Here is a 21498-nt window from a genome sequence, read left to right on the forward strand (position 1 = left end):
AACATGGATCTCGGATTGTCGGGCAAGCGTTTCGCGGTCACCGGCGGCACCCGCGGTATCGGCCGCGCGGTCGTCGAGGGGCTGCTGGCCGAGGGCGCAGTCGTCGCATACTGTGCGCGGACCCCGGAAGCTGTCTCCGAAGCCCAGGCGGAGCTGACCGCCGACGGTGCCAAGGCGGTCGGCAGCGCGGTCGACGTCGGCGACGCCGCGGCGGTCACGGACTGGGTGTCGCGCACCGCCGACGCGCTCGGCGGGCTGGACGGCGTGGTCGCGAATGTGAGCGCGCTGGCCATCCCCGAGAGCGCGGACAACTGGCGAACCAGTTTCGAAGTAGATCTGATGGGCACCGTGAGCCTCGTGGACGCGGCGCTACCGCACCTCGTGGCCGGCGGCGCCGGCTCGATCGTCACGGTCTCGAGCGTTTCCGGTCGTGAGATCGACTTCGCCGCGGGACCGTACGGGACGTTCAAAGCCGCGATCATCCATTACACGCAGGGTCTGGCGTACAACTATGCGGGCAAAGGTGTGCGAGCCAACAGCGTGAGCCCGGGCAACACGTACTTCCCCGGTGGCGTATGGCCCTCGATCGAGGAGAACAATCCGGAGCTGTTCCAGGCCGCTCTTGCCCTCAACCCCACCGGCCGGATGGCCACACCGCAGGAGGTGGCCAACGCCGTGGTGTTCCTGAGCAGTTCAGCGGCGAGCTTCATCACCGGAACCAATCTCGTCGTCGACGGCGCGTTGACCCGGGGTGTGCAGTTCTGACGGTCTCATGAGGGAGGAGTCCGGCCGGCCGGTGGCGCCGTCTACTATGTCGGAAATCACCCACCGCGTATTCGCATGACTGCCGCGCGAAACTCCGACCGACCACCAAGGGTTCCTGATGGCCGATTCCACCGACAGTCCCGCTGCGCGCACCGACCAGCCCACGGGGATCGCCCGGTGGATCCGCCGGCTCGCCATCCCGATCATCGTCGGCTGGATCGCGCTCGTCGCGGTTCTGAGCGTCTCGGTGCCGCAGCTCGAAGTCGTCGGCCAGATGCGGTCGGTCTCGATGAGCCCAGACGACGCACCGTCGATGATCGCGATGAAACGCGTCGGCGAGGTTTTCGAGGAGTTCAAGTCCGACAGCTCGGCGATGATCGTGCTCGAAGGCGAACAGCCACTCGGCGCCGACGCGCACCTGTTCTACAACGAGATGATCGACAAGCTGGAGGCCGACACCAAACACGTCGAGCACATCCAGGATTTCTGGGGTGACCCGCTGACGGAGGCCGGGGCGCAGAGCAACGACGGCAAAGCCGCCTACGTGCAGGTCTATCTGGCCGGAAACATGGGCGAGACCCTGGCCAACGAGTCCGTCCAGGCGGTCCAGGACCTGGTCAAGAGCATGCAGCCGCCGCCTGGCGTCAAGGTCTTCGTAACGGGCGGCTCGGCGCTCGCCAACGATCAACAACTCGCGGGTGACCGCAGCGTGCGCATCATCGAGATGGTCACCTTCATCGTGATCATCACGATGCTGCTGCTGGTGTACCGGTCGATCATCACCGTGCTCCTCACGCTGTTCATGGTGGTCGTCTGCCTTGCGGCAGCGCGCGGTGTGGTGGCTTTCCTCGGCTATTACGAGCTGATCGGGCTCTCGACGTTCGCCACCCAGCTCCTGGTGACGCTGGCGATCGCGGCGTCGACCGACTACGCGATATTCCTGATCGGGCGATATCAGGAAGCGCGAACCGTCGGCGAGGACCGAGAACAGGCGTACTACACGATGTTCCACGGGACCGCCCATGTGGTGCTGGGCTCGGGTATGACGATCGCCGGCGCGACACTGTGTCTGCACTTCACCCGGCTGCCGTACTTCCAGACCCTGGGCATCCCGATGGCGGTCGGCATGGTGGTCGCCGTCGTCGCGGCGCTGACGCTGGGGCCCGCGGTGATCACCGTGGCGAGCCGGTTCGGCAAAGTGCTTGAGCCACGGCGCGCCATGCGGATCCGCGGTTGGCGGCGGCTGGGCGCGTTCGTGGTCCGCTGGCCTGGTCCGGTCCTGCTGGCCACCATTCTGCTGTCGCTGATCGGGCTGCTCACGCTGCCGGGCTATCGCACGAACTACAACGACCGCAATTATCTGCCCGACAATCTCCCCGCCCAGGAAGGTTTCGCCGCCGCCGAGCGGCATTTCTCGCCGGCCAAGATGAACCCCGAGTTGCTGCTCATCGAAACCGACCACGACATCCGTAACTCGGCCGATTTCCTGGTGATCGACAAGATCGCCAAAGCCGTGTTCCGGGTGCCCGGAATCGGCAGCGTCCAGGCCATCACGCGTCCGCAGGGCGAGCCCCTCGAATTCAGCACCATCCCCGCGCAGATGAGCATGGGCGGCGTCAACCAGACGATGAACCGCAAGTATCAGGTGGACCGCGCCAACGACATGCTGCTGCAGGCCGATGAGATGCAGAAGACGATCGAACTCATGGACCAGATGATCGGGCAGATGGAACAGATGTCGGCGATCACTTTGAGCATGGTGGGCAAGACCCACCAGATGGTCGCCGACATCGAGGAACTGCGCGACCAGATCGCGAATTTCGACGACTTCCTGCGACCGCTGCGCAACTATCTGTACTGGGAACCGCACTGCTTCAACATCCCGATGTGCCAGGCGATGCGGTCGGTGTTCGACGGTCTCGACGGGATCGACACCATGACCGAGAGCATTCAGCAGTTGCTCCCCGACATGGACAAGCTTGCCGAATTGATGCCTCAGATGGCGTCGATGATGCGGCCCCAGATCGACACCATGAGAACCATGAAGACGATGATGCTGACGATGCATCAGACCCAGAAGGGTCTGCAGGATCAGATGGCAGCGATGTCGGACAACCAGACCGCCATGGGTAAGGCGTTCAACGATTCCAAGAACGACGACACGTTTTACCTGCCCCCCGAGATCTTCAACAACGCCGACTTCAAGCGCGGCATGAAGAGCTTCATCTCGCCCGACGGAAAAGCCGTGCGGTTCATCATCTCTCATGAGGGTGACCCGCTGACGCCGGACGGCATCAAGCTCATCGACCAGATCAAGCTGGCGGCCAAGGAAGCCATGAAGAACACCCCGTGGGAGGGGTCGAAGATCTACGTCGGCGGTACCGCCGCAGCCTTCAAGGACATGCAGGAGGGCAACAACTACGACCTCATCATCGCCGGCATCTCCGCGCTGTGCCTGATCTTCATCATCATGCTGATCATCACGCGCAGTGTAGTGGCCGCGGCGGTGATCGTCGGTACGGTGCTGGTGTCGCTCGGCGCGTCGTTCGGTTTGTCGATTCTGGTGTGGCAGCACATATTAGGGATCGAGCTGCACTTCATGGTGATGGCCATGGCCGTCATCGTCCTGTTGGCCGTCGGTGCGGATTACAACCTGTTGTTGGTGGCGCGCCTCAAGGAGGAACTGTCGGCCGGCATCAATACCGGCATCATCCGGGCGATGGGCGGCAGCGGATCGGTGGTGACGGCCGCGGGCCTGGTGTTCGCGTTCACGATGATGTCGATGGTGGTCAGTGAGATGACGGTGGTCGCGCAGGTCGGATCGACGATCGGTCTGGGTCTGCTGTTCGACACGTTGGTGATCCGCTCGTTCATGACGCCGTCCATCGCGGCGTTGATGGGTCGCTGGTTCTGGTGGCCACAGCAGGTGCGGACCCGCCCGGCACGCGGCGTGGTGGCGCGGGCGTTGGAGCGTTCCGGGTCCTGACGCGGTCAACGACGCTGACCGCAACCCCCGGCTCAACGTCGGATAGCCTTGCGGCACAACCGCGCCAGTAACGTGGTGGCGCTCAGATGCGCACTTTGCCGCCACAGCGTTAGCGGCGCGCGCATCGGCACAGCGAGCGCCGACCGAGTGTGATCTGAGCCCCACTCCCGATCCCGACCACCGGATTCCGCAGCACTTAGGTTAGGCTAAGCTGCTCGAACGCTCAATGACGAGACACCCATTGTCGCACCATGGGCGCCGTACACACGGCGCGGGGTTGAGGAGAACGCGTCTGAACGGCCTGTATGACTCAGATCAGGAGAAGAGCAGCTGCGGCGTCGGCTTCCTGACCCGCAAGGATGGTGTCCAGACCCACGAGGTCATCCGCAAACTCCACGAGGCCCTGTGCGCGGTACCCCACCGCGGCGGGATGTCTTCGGAGGGTGTGGGTGACGGCGCCGGCGTGAATCTCGACCTGTCGCTGCGGTTCTTCGCCGATCTCACCGGGCGCGATGACCTGGAACCCGGGCGATTCGGGGTCGGCAACTTCTTTCTGCCCAACGACGCCGCGTTCCACGCTGAGGCCGAAGCCGTCATCGAGGACGCGCTGCACGCGCAGGGGTTCGGCATTCTCGTCAAACGGGATGTACCCGTCGACGATTCGGTGATCCGCCCCGCGGCGATCAAGTACCAGCTGCCCATCCGGCAGTGGGTGTTTGTACCCGAATCCGGTGCGATATCCGACGCCAGGATCCACGACGCGCTAATGGCGATCGAAGCGGTCGCCTACACCCGTCCCGAACTGCTCGGCCTGTACCCCCTCTCCCTGAGTGCGCGCACCCAGGTCCTGAAGGGCCGGCTCAACTCCAACGAAGTGGTGCCCTACTTCCGCGATCTCACCGATCCGCGGATGGAAGTGCACTCGATGTTCTTCCACACCAGGTTCTCGACGAACACCGCGCCCAACGCGATGATGGCGCAGCCGTTTCGCTTCATGGCCCATAACGGCGAGCTCAACACCGACAAGAAGAATCGCCTCTCGGACAACGCGATCGCGCGCGCCCGCAATCGCGCGATCATCCGTCCCGTTGGGCAGTCCGACAGCTGTCGCCTGGACCAGACCCTGCAGAACCGCGTGCTCGAAGACGGGCTCGACCTGGTGACCGCTGTCGTCGCGATGATGCCGCCGGCCTGGGAGAACGACACGACGTTGTCGCCGCAGGTGCGCGCCATGCTGGAGTACTTCAGCCTCTACGAGGAGAAGAACGACGGCCCCGCCGCGCTCATCTTCGGTGACGGCACGATCATCGGCGCCCGCCTTGACCGGCTGGGTCTGCGGCCGTTGCGCACCATCGAGACCGCCGAGTACCTGGGCGTGATGTCCGAGGCCGGCCAGGTGTACTTCCCACCGCGGGACGTGATCAGGCGCGGGCGCATCGAAGCAGGCGGGATGCTCTACTACGACCACGCCGAGGGCCGGTCCTATTCGACCACCGAAGCACTCGAAAAGCTTGCGGCCCAAGCCGACTACCCGACCATGCTCGCCGAAGCCCGGGTCGACCTGAGCGATCTGCCCGCCGTGGCACCCGAGAATCAACTCTCACCGGCGCGCTACAACGGTGACCTCAACCGGCACCAGCGCTACGTCGCCTACTCACTCAATCAGGAGAGCTTCAAATTCCTGATGGACCCGATGCTGGCGACAGGTCAGGAGAAGATCTCGGCGATGGGCTACGGCGCCGCGATCAACGCGCTGTCCAACCACGAAGGCGGTATCGCCCGGTACTTCTCGCAGCGATTCGCCCAGGTGACCAACCCGCCCCTCGACAGCATCCGCGAGGCCGACGGCATGACACTGCGCGTCGCGCTGGGCGCCAAGCCCAACAGCGGCGCGAAGCCCGCACCGCAGATCGTCGTGCCGTCACCGATTCTCACCCACCTCGACATGCTCAAGATCCGCGACCAGCAGCACACTCCGGTGCAGCGCTTCGGGATGCGGTACCCGGTCGACATCGACGACCCCGCCGCCAATGCGGGGGCGCTCGTGCGGGCCATCGACGGACTGTGCGACGACGTGGAGGCATTCGCACGGGAGACCGGCGGTATCGCGGTCATCTCCGACCGCCACGTCGAAAGCGGCCTCGCGGCAATGCCACTGACCGTCGTGGTGTCGGCGATCAACCAGCGGCTGATCGAAGAGGGCCTGCGGCTGCGGGTCTCGGTGATCGCCGAAAGCGGTCAGGTGTGCTCGTCACACCACATCGCCACGGTGCTTGGCTTCGGCGCCTCGGCCGTGTATCCGCTGGCCGTGCAGATGCGCGCCGAGGAGAAGTTCGGCACGGGCGACGACGAGAGCACCGCGGCGGCATTCAAACGTTTCGCCAAGGCAGCCGAGAAGTCGTTGATGAAGACCATGGGCCGGGTCGGTCTGTGCACGGCCGAAAGCTACATCGGCGGTGAGTTTTTCGAGCCGAGCTATCTCGACACCGGCGATCCGGTACTGCGTCGCTACTTTCCCAACGTCATCTCCCCCGTCGCCGGCGTCGGGTTCGCCACCCTGGCCGACACCGTCGCCGAGTGGCACGCTCGCGCGCTCGCGGTGACCGGCGAGAAGGATGTGCCGCTCCTCGGCCTGTTCAAGGAGCGCGCCGAGGGCGCGGGACATTCGTACGGGACGACGGCGGTACGTGGGTTCGTCGACATGACCGAGGAGTCCATCTCGTTCGGTGACGAAGCCCGGCCCGAGAATCCCGACATGGCCGATCCCGCGTACCTGCGGGGGCTCCCGCTGCACCAGCTCGAAGGTGCGTTCGGCCTCGACGACGACGCCTACCGCAACAACAGCTTCGACGAGCTGACGCCGCGGGCGATCAACAGCTTCGACATCACGCCGGGTTACCGCAACTTCGTGTTCGCGATGAACACCGAGCGCACACGCCGGCCCGCCGCGCTGCGCGACGTGCTCGCCCTGCCCGCCGACGTCAACTTCGTGCACACCGCAGACGAGTTCCGCTCGGAGATGGGTCAATTCGCGCGATTCGGCAACAACGACTTCCAAGTGCGTGGCTTGACGTGTGTTCAGGCAGGCGACCAATTCACCCTGCAGCTGCGCCACGGCCCCGAGCGGCTCACGGCACTGCTTGAGTCGCTCCTGCAGCGGTTCGGCGACGAGATCGCCGACCACGAGATCACCGGCGACCGCCTGCGGTTGCGCGCGGTCGGCGAGGCTCTGGATTATCTGGCGCACATCCGGACGGCACCGGACTCGATCCCGCTGTCGTCCGTGCAGCCCGCGAGCGAGATCACCACCACCCTGGCATCCGGCGCGATGAGCCACGGTGCGCTGGTGGCCCAGGCCCACGAGGCCGTCGCGCACGGCACCAATATGGTGGGCGGCCTGTCCAACTGCGGCGAGGGCGGTGAGCACATCACTCGCTACGGCACCATCCGCGGATCCCGGATCAAGCAGTTCGCCTCGGGACGGTTCGGGGTGTGGGCCGGTTATCTCGCCGACCCGATGCTGCGCGAACTAGAGATCAAGATCGGCCAGGGCGCCAAACCCGGTGAGGGCGGCCAACTCCCGGCCCCCAAGGTGACCGTGCAGATCGCGGCCGCCCGCGGCGGAACGCCCGGCGTCGAACTCGTCTCACCGCCGCCGCATCACGACACCTACTCGATCGAGGATCTCGCCCAGCTCATCCACGACTGCAAGGCAGCCCGCGTTCGCGTGATCGTCAAACTCGTGTCGTCGGAGGGCATCGGCACCATCGCCGTCGGCGTCGCGAAAGCCGGTGCGGACGTCATCAACGTCGCGGGCAACACCGGAGGCACCGGCGCCGCGGCCGTCACGAGCCTCAAGTACGCGGGCCGGTCCGCCGAGATCGGCATCGCCGAAGTACATCAGGCGCTGTGCGCCAACGGCATTCGGCAGAAGGTGGTACTGCGCTGTTCGGGCGCCCACCAGACCGCGAGCGACGTGGTCAAATCCGCGCTGTTGGGTGCGGACAGCTTCGAGTTCGGGACGACCGCGCTCATGATGCTCAAGTGCGTCATGGCCAAGAACTGCAACATCAAGTGCCCGGCCGGGCTGACCACGAATGCCGAAGCGTTCGAGGGCGATCCGCGGGCGCTGGCGCAGTATCTGCTCAACATCTCCCACGAGGTCCGCGAGATCCTGGCGACGCTCGGCCTGCCGTCGCTGCGCGCCGCCCGCGGACGCAGCGACCTGCTGCACCTACTCGACCATCCGTCCAGCATCGGCAGGCTCGACCTGCGCGCCATGCTCGCGGTGGCCGGCGAGTTCGTGGTCGACGAGCCGATCTACGTGGAGAAGGACTACTCGGTCGACGATATGTTCTTGCGCCAGCTGAACTTCGGGGGTGTCGAGATAGCCCCGGTGCAGCTGACCAACCAGAACAAGAGTGTGGGCGGGCAGCTGGCCATCGACATCGAACGCCTGCTCAACCATGAGAGGAGCGGCCGTCCTGCGACCGGATCGGCGATCGCGACCGACCACCGCGGCCGGCGCTACCTCCGGCCCGACAGCGTCACGATCACCACGACCGGTTCGGCAGGTCAGAGCTATGGCGTGTTCTGCAACGACGGCATGACGCTGACGCACACCGGAACCTGCAACGACGGAGTCGGCAAAAGTGCTTGTGGGGGCACCATCGTCGTCCGGTCCCCCGGCGGCGGCACCGCCACGCCCGGCGGCAATGTGCTCATCGGGAACTTCGCCCTGTTCGGCGCTTCCGGCGGCCGGTTGTTCGTCGAGGGCGAGGCCGGCGACCGGTTCGCGGTTCGTAACTCCGGCGCGACCGCCGTCGTCGAAGGCGTCGGCGAATTCCTCTGCGAATACATGACAAACGGCGCCGTGTTCAACATCGGCGGATTCGGCAAGGGCGTCGCCAATGGCATGAGCGGAGGCTTCCTCTACCAGTACGACCCGGCCGGCGAACTGGCATCGAAGGTCAGCACCGACTCCGCACTGCTGGCGCCGGTCACCGAGGCGCCGTTCCACGAGGTGGCCGCGCGCACGATGCTGGAATGGCACGCCGCGGCAACAGGTTCCAGAAAAGCCCAACTGCTGCTCGACGATTGGGAGCGAACTCGCCACCACGTCGTCTACGTGATGCCTCGGGCACTGTTGCAGTACCAGGATTCCGATGCGATTCTCGCGGCGAAGACCCGCAAGGAGCTGCTCGACGAGCTGGCGTCCTCGCTCGCGGCCTTCCAGGTGCACAAGTTCAAGCGCTCCTACCGCGATCAGCAGGTCGTCCTCGGCGGGTCGGTGCCCGGATACGGCGACACCGACACCGAAGAGATGTTCGCGCTGCTCAACACCTACACGGTGCTCAACATGGCGCAGCAGCTCGCATTGACACGGCTGCCCGGCGTGACCGACGTGACCGATCCGCGCGTCGGCAAGGCGGTCCGGAACCTCGTCCTCACCGAGGACTTCTTCCTCATCCAGAAGCTGCAGAAGCACGCACGCGAGGCCATCGACGCATTCAGCGACGAAGACCTCGCCGTGTTGATCGCCAACAAACGCATCACCGACTACAAGCAGGCACTCGCGCAGCGCAACGTGCTCTCGACCGACAGCCTGGGCACCTACGGCTGGATACTGCACCAGGACGCCAAGAACGTCGACAAGATCGGCCGCCTGCCCTCGTTCGAGGAACTGTTCGCCCATCAGGTGATTCCCGTCATCGCGGCGTCCTTCGCGGCCACCACACCCACCACAACGGACCCCGTGACGAGCGCATGAAGATCGCCTACATCCCCGAAGACGCTCCCTTCAACGAGGATCAGCGCGCCTGGATCTCCGGTTTCCTCGCCGGCCTGCATTCCCGGTTGGCGATGAACGTCGCGCCGCCGCCCGCCGCGACCGACAGCACGGCATCGCGTCCGCCGCTGCGGGTCCTCTACGGCACGCAGACCGGCAACGCCGAGGCCGTCGCGGCCGACACGGCCGCCGCCGCGAAGGCACAAGGTTTCGATGTGACAGTGAGCGGCCTCGACGAGATCGGACTCGACGAGTTCGTCGGTCTGCGTTACGTGCTGATCATCACCTCGACGTACGGCGAGGGCGAGATGCCCGACAACGCCGAATTGTTCTGGGAGGCATTGTCTTCGACGCAGGCGCCGCGGTTGGAGGGTGTGTCCTACGGCGTGCTCGCGCTCGGTGACACGAGCTACGACGGTTTCTGTCAGGCGGGCAAGCTCATCGACACCCGGCTGGAGCAGCTCGGCGCCAGCCGGGTCGTCGGCCGCGCCGACTGCGATGTCGACTACGAGGCGCAGGCAGCCGAATGGGTGCAAGGCGCAGTCGGTTCGCTCGTGACGCTCGCCGGCGCCAGCGGCAGTCCCGGCACACCTCCGCCGAGCACGGTCGCGCGCTCCGGATGGACGCGCAAGAATCCGTTCCTCGCCGAACTTCCGGTCAACCGACTGCTGTCGGGCGCAGGATCGGCCAAGGAGATCCGGCACTACGAATTCGCGCTCGCCGACAGCGGTATCAGTTACGAGGCGGGCGACGCGCTGGCCGTCGTGCCCGAGAACAACCCGGCACTCGTCGAGGCCATATGTGCGCATTTCCGGGTTTCGGTCGACACGGTCGTCGACGGCACGCCGCTCAGCGAGCTGCTCGGCCACCGCTACGAGATCAGCACGCCATCGAAAGACCTCCTGAGCGAGGTCGAGAGTCGCGCCGAGAACGAGGAGTTCTCCCACGCTCTGCGCGGCGGGGTGAAGGACGTCCTGGACCGCTGGCTGTACGGCAAGGACATCCTGGACATCCTGCGCATCGGCGGCGACGCGCTCAGCGTCGAGGAGTTCATCGCGCTGCTGAAGCCGTTGCAGCATCGCGCGTATTCGATCTCATCGAGCTCACTGGCCCATCCCGATCGCATTCATCTCACTGTCGCAAGCGTTCGGTACCACCGCGGCGGCCGCGAACGCGGCGGGGTGTGTTCGACATACCTGGCTGACCGCTCCGACAGTGCGCGAATCTTCCTGCAGCCCAACAAATCGTTCCGCGTACCTGCCGACGACGTGCCGATGATCATGGTCGGGCCGGGTACGGGTATCGCGCCGTTCCGGGCGTTCCTGCAGGAGCGCGAGGAGCGCGCCGCCGGCGGACGCAACTGGCTGTTCTTCGGCGACCAGCACCGCGAGCACGATTTGATCTACGCCGACGAGCTCGCCGCCTGGCAGGGCTCGGGTCTGCTGACGCGGCTGGACGTTGCGTTTTCCCGCGACCAGGTTGACAAGGTGTACGTGCAGACCCGCATGCGCGAGAACGGCAAGGAGTTGTACTCCTGGCTGCAGGACGGCGCGCACTTCTACGTGTGTGGCGACGCCACGCGCATGGCCAAGGACGTCGACAAGGCGCTGCACGAAATCGTCAGCGAGCACGGCGGTCTCGGCGTCGACGACGCCACCGAGTACGTCAACACCCTCAAGCGAGAGAAGCGGTACGTACGCGATGTGTACTGACGGCCGACGCTGCGACAACTGCCCGGCCAAGCGTTGGATGCGTGCAATTGCACCGGGGCCGTGCCGCGATGTTCGACGCGGCGGGTGCACATTTCGCGGTGATCTTCGGCGCGTGCCGGTACGCGATGGACCCGGCGTACGTCGCGGAGTGCTGGGTCACCCAGGCATCCGGTGCGACGGGATTGACCTCGGCGATCGAGCTCTACGACCACAGCAACCGGTGTGTCACCGTCATCACCCAAACCGGGGCTGTCTGTGAACATCTGCACGACGCCTGGGAGTCGATCGCGGCGTCGTTGCCGACATGCGACGGGTAGGGCTGCGGCCACTTTGCGGCAGCAACGAAAAGCCACCTGGTCCGCCGGCCCCAATCGCACCCGCGACGGCCACTTACGGATTCGAATGTTTGGGATTTGACGGATCTGGCAATTCCTCCGTCCGGCAGTTCCGTAAGGTTCCTACGTCGATCGGATTTACCGTGATTGTGCTCGGCATCATCCTCCTGCTGATCGGTTACTTCACCAGCCTGTCGATCCTCTACACCATCGGCGGAATCCTGGTGGTGATCGGAATCATCCTGTGGATTCTCGGGGCAGTTGGCCGCCCGGTCGGCGGCCGAAAGGTGTGGTTCTAGTACCGACCACTTCAGCGCACACCGGTGAGCCCGTGGGGGGTGCTCACCGGTGGCGCGCGAAGTACTTCTGATAAGCCTCGGCAGCGGCGGCCAGCTCGGGCCGGGAATCGAGTACCGGCTGCATCTTCTGCCGGGCTTCTTCTCGTTTGTATGGGAGGAACTCCGTCGGGAAATTGCCCTCGTGTGGGTGGTAGTCCCGCAGCACCCGGCGCGCCACCGTCGCCTTGTGTACCTCGTCGACACCGTCGGCGATACCCATCGTCGGCGCTCCGGCATACATCGCCTGGATCGGCGTGAGGTCCGTGGTTCCCAGTGAGCCGAGAATGTGCAACGCATTGAACGACACCTCGCGCAACACTTTCGCCATCGTGAACTTGACGGCGGCGATCTCCGTGCGTGCTTCCAGAGCCGAGGTCTGATCGATCTTCCACGCCGTCTCCAGCACGAACAGGCGCAGCATCTTGATCATCGCGTAAGACTCGGCGATCTTCTCCTGAACCATCTGGTGCTCTGCGATGACCTTGCCGTGCGACTCCCGGCTGAGTGCGCGCTCACACATCATGTCGAAAGCCAAATTGCACTGGGCGATGGTTCGCATGGCGTGATGGATGCGGCCCCCGCCAAGTCGCCGCTGCGCCAACGTCTTTGCGCCGTCTTCTGGTCCGAGGAGATGGTCGAGCGGCACCCGCACGTCGCGGTAGACGATGTGGTTGTGGTTGCGCGGCTCAGGCATGATCTCCACGCCCGGTGTCTTGCGCGGCACCACGAACATCCCGTTGGTGCACATGACGAACAGCAGGTCTGCCACGCGGCCCGCTGACGTGAACCACTTCTCGCCGTTGATCACCCACTCGTCGCCGTCGCGGACGGCGTGAGTCTTGAACAGGTTGGGATCGCTTCCACCCTGTGGTTCGGTCATCGAGTAGGCCGAGAACATGTCTTGGTTGAGCAGTGGCCGCAGCCAACGTTCCTTCTGTTCCTCGGTGCCGTAGGCGGCGAGCATCTCCATGTTGCCGGTATCGGGAGCGGATGCGCCGAACATGTGCGGGGCGCCCGCGTAGCGTCCGATGATTTCGTTGAGCAGACCGAGTTTGAGCTGACCGAAGCCGGGGCCGCCGAGGTCACGGTCGAGGAAGATCGCCCACAGGCCTTGGTCTTTGACCTCTTGCTGCAGTTCGCGCACATAGGCTTTCACCGCCGGGTCAGGTGAGCGCACCGCGTACGGGAAGATGTGGTCGAGCGGCTCGACCTTGTCAGCGCAGAACTGCCTGACCCAATCCAGCTTCTCCTGAAACTCCGGTTCGGTGCTGAAATCCCAAGCCATGCAGCGCCTCAGAACTTCACCAGCGGTGTGCCGCTGATCAACTCGTAGACGAAGTTCACGAAGAAGAACCCGAAGAACAGGAAGTTGATCACGAGCAGCACATAATGCCACCACTTCGGGCGGGCCGGCTTCGGAAGCTTCGAGTTCAGATACATGAGCATGAACGGAAAGGCCAAGGCTCCGAGGTTCGACATGTTCGCCGAGATCTGCACCAACCGCACGGGCGTGGTGAGGTGTATCGCGCCTGCGATCACCACGAGCACCACCAACATGAACGGGTAGTAGAACCGGCGCGGATCGCCTTCGAGCAGGCGACGCAGCCGTGGGCTCGTGGCATGTGCGGCATCGGTGAACGTGCGCACCAACGCCTCGAAAATACCCAGCTGCGTCGAGAACAGGATCAGCACGCCGACCACGAGCATGAGGTAGAACATGCCCGAGCCGTACTGCTCGCCCAGCTTCTCGGCGGTGAACGTCGGCACGTTCGTCGTGGTCGGCGCATCGCCGGTGGTCGCGACGATGTGGGCCATCAGGACGGTCGGCAGCAGCATCCCGAGCATCGCGCCGCAGAAGAACACCGCCCACTGGTCGATCAGCAGCAACCGGTACCAGCGCTTCCACCGGGAGGCGTTCTCCGGTGTGTCACGGAAGGTCACGCCCACCGGGAGCAATTCGCGTCGGTCCCCGCGCATCCCGGAGATGTAGCCCACGTGATGACCCATGCCGTATCCCTTGTCGCGGTAATGGGCCATCGCATACCAGTTCAGCCCCGACGCCAGCGCGGTGAACCCGGCCAGCGCGCCGAGCGTCGTCGCGGTGATACCGGACGGCGGCGCGGCCGGCGTCAGCAGACCCCGAATGCCCTCCCACCACACCGATGGCGGAACGATCGCGATGTCGATCACGAGCAACACCGCCAGCAGCGAGCCGACGATCACCCAGTTGCTCAACTCGAGCGCGCGCGAGATCTTGCGGGCGAACACACAGATCAGAAATACGACGAACAGCAGACCGATTGCCAGCAGCCGGGTGTATTCGAGTTCATCGGGTCGATGCACACGTCCCGCGATCAGCGCGAACAGGCCCTGTCCCGCGCTCGCTGCCCAGCCACCGAAGATGAAGGCGAAGTAGAAGACGATGAGCGACACCGGGATCCAGAATTTCCACCCCGGCGGGACGCGCCCCCACCCGACGATCGGCACCTCGCCGGTCGCGACGACATAGCGCGAGACCTCGACGTTGTAGAACGTCTGCAGGATGGCCGACACCGTGATCACCCAGCCGATGCCGACGAATCCGTACGCACCGACCGCCTGCGGTCCGAGCAGCCACTCGCCGCTTCCGACCGAGATGCCGAGCGCGATCAGACTCGGCCCGATCACGAACTGGATGACTTGCCGGGGACCGAGACGCGAGACCTTGAACACGTCCTCGGGCTCGGGTAGGTCGCCGACACCCAGTGGTGGACGGCTGGTTCCCAGCTCATACGACGCGGAGTCGGACACCGGTTCGGTGAGCTTGCTGTCGGCCATCGGGCCCTCCCCCGGGTTGTCGTCATCGACATGTCCCTGGTTGGGAAATACACCACGGCGTCGGAAAGGTCAATAGCGGCGCCGAACCGCCGGCGTGCCCGGCCGGCCGCTCGGAAGGTGAAAGCTGTTGTCAAACAGCTCGTTTCGGCTTCGTCGGCGGCGTTGCCCGCGACCTGCCCGACCGAGGCTCCCCACGGCGGCACCGCCGAGATACCAACGCGCTGAACGACTCGCGTGCGATTTGCTCATCACAGGCCGTCCTACGGCATACCCTTGACGACATGTCCGACCAACGCCCGAGGTCGGGGGCAACGGTTGCGAAATTGGCCATGTATTGCGTACTGGCCGGATTCCTCGTGGCGGCATTGCTGTTCCCCGTTGTCGGGGCCGCCGGGATGTTGACGAGCCGGGTGTCGGAGACGGTGAGCGAGGACTTCGCCGAGCTGTTGGAGGGCGAAGCTCCGGTCGTGTCCACGATGGTCGATTCCGCGGGAAATCCGATCGCGTGGTTGTACGAGCAACGCCGCTGGGTGGTGCCCAGCGACCGGATCGCCGACACCATGAAGCTCGCGATCGTCTCGGTCGAGGACAAACGCTTCGCCGAACACAACGGCGTGGACGTCCAGGGGACGCTGAACGGGCTCGTGAGTTATATGCGTGGCGCCGAGCAGATCCGCGGCGGGTCGACCCTCGACCAGCAGTACGTCAAGAACTTCAACCTTCTGGTGCGCGCCGAGACCGACAAGGAGCGTCGCGCCGCGATCGAGGTCAGCCCGGCGCGCAAATTGCGGGAGATGCGGTTGGCACTGGCGTTGGACAAAGCGCTCCCCAAAGGGGAGATCCTGGCCCGCTACCTGAACCTGGTGTCATTCGGTAACGGCGCATTCGGTGTGCAGGACGCGGCGCGGACGTACTTCGGCATCGACGCCGCGCAGCTCAACTGGCAGCAGGCCGCGCTGCTGGCCGGTCTGGTCAGATCAACCAGCGCGCTCAACCCGTACACCAATCCCGACGGCGCCCTGGCAAGGCGCAACACGGTGCTCGACACGATGATCGAGAACCTGCCCGACCGGGCTGACGAACTCCGCGCCGCCAAGGGTCAGCCGCTGGGGGTGCTCCCGCAACCCGATCCGTTGCCGCAGGGGTGCATCAGCGCGCGGGATCGGGCGTTCTTCTGCGAGTACGCGCTGCAGTTCTTGGCGAACGCGGGCATCAGCATGGAGGAGATCAAGCGCAACGGCTACCTGATCCGCACCAATCTCGACCCGAAGGTCCAGGACAGCGTCAAGTCAGCCGTCGACACCGTCGCCGACCCGACCACCGACGGCGTGGCGAGTGTGATGAGCGTGATCACGCCGGGTAAGGACACCCACCGACTGGTCGCGATGGCCGACAACCGCACCTACGGCCTTGACCTCGACGCCAACGAGACCGTGCAACCGCAGCCCTTCTCCCTGGTCGGCGACGGGGCCGGATCGATATTCAAGATCTTCACGACGGCCGCCGCGCTCGAGATGGGCATGGGCATCAATGCGAAGCTCGACGTTCCGGCGTCGTTCCAGGGTAAGCGGCTTGGCAGCAGCGATACCCCCGGCTGCCCGCGGGAGACGTGGTGTGTGCGCAACGCCAGGGCCTACAGCAGCCCCATGAACGTCACCGATGCGCTGGCCCAATCACCCAACACCGCGTTCGCCAAACTCATTGCGCAGATCGGGGTTCCGCGGGCGGTCGACATGGCGGTCCGGTTGGGGTTGCGGTCATACGCCGAGCCGGGCAGCGCCCGCGCGTACAACTCCGACTCCGGGGAACACGCGGACGAGAGCATCGCCGATTACGTCAAGCGCCAGAACATCGGCTCGTTCACTCTCGGCCCGCTCGAGCTCAACGCGCTCGAGTTGTCCAATGTCGGGGCAACGCTGGCGTCGGGCGGCATGTGGTGCCCACCCAACCCGATCGACAAGATCTTCGACCGCTACGGGCGGGAGGTCGGCGTCGAGACCCCACCCTGCGAACAGGCGGTACCCGAAGGGCTGGCCAACACACTGACCAATGCCCTCGGTAAAGACCACACCGGCGGGACCGCCACCAGCGCGGCGAGCACGGTCGGGTGGGATCTGCCGATGGCCGGCAAGACCGGCACCACCGAATCGCACCGGTCGTCGGCGTTTCTCGGGTTCACCAACCGGTATGCGGCCGCGAACTACATCTTCGACGACTCCTCCTCGCCGTCGGGCTTGTGCTCGTACCCGCTGCGCAAGTGCGGTGACGGCGACCTCTACGGAGGGACGGAGCCGGCCCGAACCTGGTACATGGCAATGGACCCGATCGCCGAGTACTTCGGGCCGCTGGGGATGCCGCCCACCGATCCGCGCTACGTCGACGGCGGGCCAGGCAGCGAAGTGCCCAGCGTGACCGGTCTGAAACTCGATGCGGCACGGAAGCGTCTGCAAGACGCCGGGTTCCAGGTCGCCGAATATCCGACAGCGGTCAACAACTCGGCCCCGAAGGGTTCGGTCGTCGGGACGACCCCGCGCGGCAAGACCATCCCTGGTTCGATCATCACGATCAACACCAGCACCGGGTACGTGCCGCCGGTCTACGTTCCGCGCCCCGAGGCTCCGCCACCGCCGCCCGGTGCACCGCCGCCGCCACCCGACGGCAACGTCATCCTGATTCCCGGGCTGCCGCCCATAACGATTCCCGGGGCGCCTCCGCCGCCGCCACCGGCACCAGCTCCCCCGCCACCGCCGCCACCGCCTCCACCGGGTGCGCCGTTCTAACACCGCATCGAGTCTGCGCGCAGGGCGTGGGTCACTCGCACTTTTGCGCCATGGATGCAGACTCGACGAAGTGCTAGTCGACTGCTCAGCGCGATCAGATGGGCTGGCACCAGTCGCTACGATGGAGACTTCCGGCCGGCCTGTTGGTGCCGTGCAGTCACGTCCACGAAATCGTCGCGATGAACATCTTGAGCCACATTCGTATCCACACCACGCTGCTTCTCATCCTCACGATGATGTGCGCAGTCGTCGGCTGCTCAGAAGCCCACACGGCGTCCACTCCTACGACGGCACCTGCCGCGGCTCACCCGCCGGCGCCGGACGCCACGAACCGGCCACTGGCGTCCGACCCGGCACAACTGGCCGACGATCTTGTCGCCGACGAGCAGGTCTTGAGGGATCCAGCGTCGCCGGAGGAGGTTTTGCAGGCCGCGGCCGTCCGTCAGCAAGCGGCCTACCGCGCCCTCGGACGGCATCCCGAATGGGACCCGATCGCCCGTCCGCGAATCCCCCCGCCACTCCTCGAAACCTATGACCGCAATGTCGACGCGCGCCGTCAGCTCAACGCGATGAGCAAGCGCGCGAAGGACACGCTGCCCGCGTGGCGGATCGTGCCGCCCCGTCCTGTCGACGAGCTGATGGGTTACTACCGCAAAGCCGAGGCAGCCTCCGGCGTCGGCTGGAACTACCTGGCTGCGATCAACTTCATCGAGACCGGCTTCGGCCGCATCGCCGGCGTCAGCACTGCGGGCGCGCAAGGTCCCATGCAGTTCATGCCGACGACGTTCGCGGCCTACGGCGGGGGCGGTGACATCCACTCGCCGCATGACTCCATCATGGCTGCGGGCCGCTACCTCGCCGCGAACGGCTTCGCCAACGACCGCGACTACGCCCTGTACCGGTACAACAACTCCAACCAATATGTGCGGGCGATCAGTGCCTACGCCGCGGTGCTCGCCGCCGACCCCGGAGCCTTGGCCGGGTACTACCGGTGGGACGTCGTCTACAACTCGACCGCCGGCGACGTGACACTCCCCGTCGGGTATGCGGCGACCGCGCCTGTCCCGGTTGCGGACTATCTCAAGACCCACGCGCCGCCCGCGCCCGACATTCGGATCTCCGGCCAGAGCGAGCAGATTCTCGAGAAGCTGCTAAGTGTCCGAAACGATGCCGGCGATGGGTCTGACCAACTGTCACGGCAATTCCTCGGCGTCCCCTACGGCGCCAATACCCTTGGCGGTTCGGCTGGCGTGCCCGAACAGCTGGTCGTCGATCTGCAGAAGGTCGACTGCTTCACCTATGCCGACTACGTCGAAGCGCTCAAACGGGCGACCAACCGCGACCAGTTCCTCGATGCACTGGCCACGGTGCGATACCGGGACGGCGTCGTCAGCTTCCAGAACAGGAAACACTTCTTCACGGACTGGTCTGTGTCGGCGCCTGCCATCGCTACCGACATCACGAACGACCTGAGCCCCGATGCGATTCAGGTGGCCAAGAACCTCAATGCGAAGAGTTCCGGAGGCGTGTATCTGCCCGGTTTGCCGGTCGTTCCACGGACCGTTTCCTACATTCCCAACGACAAGGTCGACAGCCATGTCATCGGCGGGCTGCGCACCGGCGACTACCTCGGTGCCTACGCCGAAGACGGCGGCCTCGACGTCACCCACGTCGGCATCGTCATCGACACACCCGCCGGGCCCATCTTCCGGAACGCTTCGTCCCTGCGGGCGGACAACAAGGTTGTCGACACCCCGCTTCGCGAATATCTGAAGACGGTGCCTGGGATCGTGGTTTTGCGCCCGGTGCAGTAGTGAGTGAACGGGTCAACCGCAGCACGCGGGTTGCGCAGGCAAGTACGCATTTCGTACTCTACAGAAGTACGAAATGCGTACTCGAGGGGGGGAACGCGTGGGACTGAACCGCAGCACTCCGATTCCTGTCGGCCTCGTGCAGGCTCCCCTGAAGACGATCCGGCCACGCGATGCCGCCGCCGTGTACGCCCATCCTCGGACCCAGCTGGTCCGGCTGGCCGACAATGGCGTCCTCCACCGGCTCGCCGACGGTTACTACGTCGTCGTGCCTCAAGACATGGTGGGGCGCAAGTGGATCCCCGACCTGGAGGCCGCCGCCGCGGGAATCGCGACAACGATTTACAGCCATGACGCCATCGTCGTCATGGGGCTCAGTGCCGCCCGATTGCACGGGGTCTTTCCACGTGCGATAGCGACCGCAATCGTCGCGGTACCACGCCGGCACCACCCCATCACGCTGACCGACCGGCTGGCCGTCGTGCGGTTCGTCCAACGCGACACCAGTCGCCTTGACGCCGAACGGATCCGGACCGAGTTGGGGCCGGCATTGGTCACCACGCCGGAACAGACGGTCCTCGATCTAGCTCACCGCCCAAACCTAGGTGACAGCGCAGCCGACGTCCCAGCAGTGGTCACGGCGCTTTACGCCCGCAGCGACAAGGACCGCTTGCAGGGCCTAGCGACCGAACAACGCCGGCTAGCGTCGCTACGCCGTGCCGAGAAATGGGCCGGGATCAGTCATGGATCCTGACGAACGTGAGTCGGTAGCAACGCAGTTCGGCGTTTCTGCCGAACAGGTTGAGCGTGACCATCTCATTTCCCATCTCCTGGGCTTCCTCAGCCACAACTTCGGCGACCGAATCCACTTCATCGGCGGCACTGCCCTCGCCCGCACCCACCTCCCGGACGGACGGCTGAGCGAGGATATCGACCTCATCGCCGTCGGCAACCGCAAGGACGTCGCCCACGAGCTCGACAGCGCGCTCCCCCGCGCAGTCGCGCGGACCCACGGCAGACTGACCGTCGAACCCGCACTGCGTGCCACCGCGGATACCTTCCCGGTCGTACTGCGCCCCGCGGACGGACGTCCGGTCCGATTGCAGCTGCTGTCAGCCCGTGACCGAACGGTCTGGCCAACAGAACGACGCCGCTTGGTTCAGCGCTACGCCGACGCCCCACCCGCCGAATTGCTTGTGCCCACCCTGCACGCTTTCGCGGCGTCGAAGACCGCGACGTGGGCCGACCGGCACGCTGCTCGAGATCTATGGGATCTGTGGGCGCTCAGCCGCCTCGGTGCGATAGACGCGGTTGCGGCCGGACTCTTTCGGCGATATGGACCGACAAACAAGAACCCGATGCCGCACATGTTCAACACTGCGCCGTCGGATGTCGACTGGCAGTCGCAGCTCGCCAGCCAGACACGTCTCACCGTGTCCGCGACCGAAGCACTCAAGAAAGTGCGTGAGTCCTGGCAGCATGCGTCGCGATCGGAACCAACTTCCATAGAGGATGAATAACCGTCGAGCTCAAACTCTGTTCTTGAAAATGGCCTCTGAAGTGGGGCGGGCGGGGCTCGAACCCGCGACCAATGGATTATGAGTCCACGGCTCTAACCGACTGAGCTACCGCCCCGGGCGCATCTGCGCGGCACCCATGATCCCACACAGGCGCAGCCGAACCACTGGCGGTGTCAGCCGAATATGCGGTTTCATCCGCGACGCGCCGGCGCGGCCGTATGGATCGGCACACTCGGCGAGTCGCTGCCGGATACGCTCACCGCGTGATCCGCTTTCTGCTGCGCATTGCGATCTTCCTGGGCTCGTCGGCCATCGGCTTGCTGGTCGCGGCGTGGCTGGTTCCGGGCGTGCGGGTGTCGGCGTTGGGCTTCATCGCCGCCGTCGTGATCTTCACCGTCGCGCAGGGCATCCTCTCGCCCTTCTTCCTCAAGATGGCCAACCGCTACGCCTCGGCGTTCCTGGGCGGCATCGGCCTGGTGTCGACGCTGGTCGCGTTGGTCCTCGCGTCGGTGTTCACCACGGGTTTGAGCATCCGCGGGATCGGTTCGTGGGTCGCTGCGACGGTCGTGGTCTGGCTGGTCACCGCCGTGGCCACGCTGGTCCTGCCGATGCTGGTTCTGAAGAAGAAGTCCGCCTCGACGTAGGT

Annotated in this window: 11 protein-coding genes, 1 tRNA gene and 3 pseudogenes; 12 read left to right on the top strand and 3 right to left on the bottom strand. The window is 65.2% G+C overall.

Features of this window, described 5'->3' with window-relative positions; all coding sequences use genetic code 11:
• The first annotated feature begins 3 nt into the window (after positions 1-3).
• The 6 genes and pseudogenes from ACRCUN_RS14880 to ACRCUN_RS14905 all read left to right on the top strand — a co-directional run bounded on the left by ACRCUN_RS14880 (position 4) and on the right by ACRCUN_RS14905 (position 11885).
• Positions 4-765 (top strand): SDR family NAD(P)-dependent oxidoreductase, encoded by a 762-nt coding sequence (locus ACRCUN_RS14880; protein ID WP_462142417.1) that lies wholly within the window; start codon positions 4-6, stop codon positions 763-765.
• A gap of 118 nt (positions 766-883) precedes the next feature.
• The gene (locus ACRCUN_RS14885) at positions 884-3751 is read left to right on the top strand and encodes an MMPL/RND family transporter (RefSeq protein WP_462142418.1); all 2868 of its coding nucleotides are present in this window, start codon (positions 884-886) and stop codon (positions 3749-3751) included.
• Between the two features lie 226 nt (positions 3752-3977).
• On the top strand, positions 3978-9521 hold the full coding sequence (locus tag ACRCUN_RS14890; protein WP_462142419.1) for a glutamate synthase-related protein: 5544 nt from the start codon (positions 3978-3980) through the stop codon (positions 9519-9521).
• Complete coding sequence (locus ACRCUN_RS14895; RefSeq protein WP_462142420.1) at positions 9518-11251, top strand: diflavin oxidoreductase; 1734 nt, start codon at positions 9518-9520, stop codon at positions 11249-11251. Before ACRCUN_RS14890 ends, ACRCUN_RS14895 begins: the two co-directional genes overlap by 4 nt.
• Before the next feature lie 14 nt (positions 11252-11265).
• Positions 11266-11568, top strand: a pseudogene (locus ACRCUN_RS14900) (hypothetical protein); the annotation flags it as partial.
• 161 nt (positions 11569-11729) lie between these two features.
• Positions 11730-11885 carry a hypothetical protein gene (locus ACRCUN_RS14905; protein WP_110775351.1) on the top strand — a complete coding sequence of 52 codons (156 nt, stop codon included), beginning with the start codon at positions 11730-11732 and terminating at the stop codon, positions 11883-11885.
• 43 nt (positions 11886-11928) lie between these two features.
• Here the strand turns inward: ACRCUN_RS14905 and ACRCUN_RS14910 are convergent, their stop codons facing one another.
• Both ACRCUN_RS14910 and ACRCUN_RS14915 read right to left on the bottom strand, forming a co-directional pair.
• A complete protein-coding gene (locus tag ACRCUN_RS14910) occupies positions 11929-13209 on the bottom strand; it encodes an acyl-CoA dehydrogenase family protein (RefSeq protein ID WP_462142421.1) in 1281 nt (426 codons plus the stop codon).
• An 8-nt stretch (positions 13210-13217) separates the two neighbouring features.
• Positions 13218-14741 (bottom strand): Nramp family divalent metal transporter, encoded by a 1524-nt coding sequence (locus ACRCUN_RS14915; protein WP_462142422.1) that lies wholly within the window; start codon positions 14739-14741, stop codon positions 13218-13220.
• A 281-nt stretch (positions 14742-15022) separates the two neighbouring features.
• Here ACRCUN_RS14915 and ponA2 point away from each other — a divergent pair, with 281 nt between their 5' ends.
• The 5 genes and pseudogenes from ponA2 to ACRCUN_RS14940 all read left to right on the top strand — a co-directional run bounded on the left by ponA2 (position 15023) and on the right by ACRCUN_RS14940 (position 20852).
• On the top strand, positions 15023-17521 hold the full coding sequence (ponA2, locus tag ACRCUN_RS14920; RefSeq protein WP_462142423.1) for a transglycosylase/D,D-transpeptidase PonA2: 2499 nt from the start codon (positions 15023-15025) through the stop codon (positions 17519-17521).
• A 179-nt stretch (positions 17522-17700) separates the two neighbouring features.
• Positions 17701-18612, top strand: a pseudogene (locus ACRCUN_RS14925) (lytic transglycosylase domain-containing protein); the annotation flags it as partial.
• Between the two features lie 111 nt (positions 18613-18723).
• Positions 18724-19335: pseudogene (locus ACRCUN_RS14930) on the top strand (DUF1460 domain-containing protein); the annotation flags it as partial.
• A gap of 97 nt (positions 19336-19432) precedes the next feature.
• Positions 19433-20086 (top strand): type IV toxin-antitoxin system AbiEi family antitoxin domain-containing protein, encoded by a 654-nt coding sequence (locus ACRCUN_RS14935; RefSeq protein ID WP_462142424.1) that lies wholly within the window; start codon positions 19433-19435, stop codon positions 20084-20086.
• Positions 20076-20852: a nucleotidyl transferase AbiEii/AbiGii toxin family protein gene (locus ACRCUN_RS14940; protein WP_462142425.1), complete on the top strand. Its 777-nt coding sequence runs from the start codon at positions 20076-20078 to the stop codon at positions 20850-20852. Before ACRCUN_RS14935 ends, ACRCUN_RS14940 begins: the two co-directional genes overlap by 11 nt.
• Positions 20853-20893: 41 nt before the next feature.
• On the opposite strand, the gene ACRCUN_RS14945 is transcribed toward ACRCUN_RS14940, so the two are convergent.
• Positions 20894-20967, bottom strand: a tRNA-Ile gene (locus ACRCUN_RS14945).
• 148 nt (positions 20968-21115) lie between these two features.
• Here ACRCUN_RS14945 and ACRCUN_RS14950 point away from each other — a divergent pair.
• Positions 21116-21496 (top strand): phage holin family protein, encoded by a 381-nt coding sequence (locus tag ACRCUN_RS14950; RefSeq protein ID WP_462142426.1) that lies wholly within the window; start codon positions 21116-21118, stop codon positions 21494-21496.
• Positions 21497-21498: the final 2 nt, after the last annotated feature.

Source organism: Mycobacterium venezuelense, assembly GCF_054919535.1.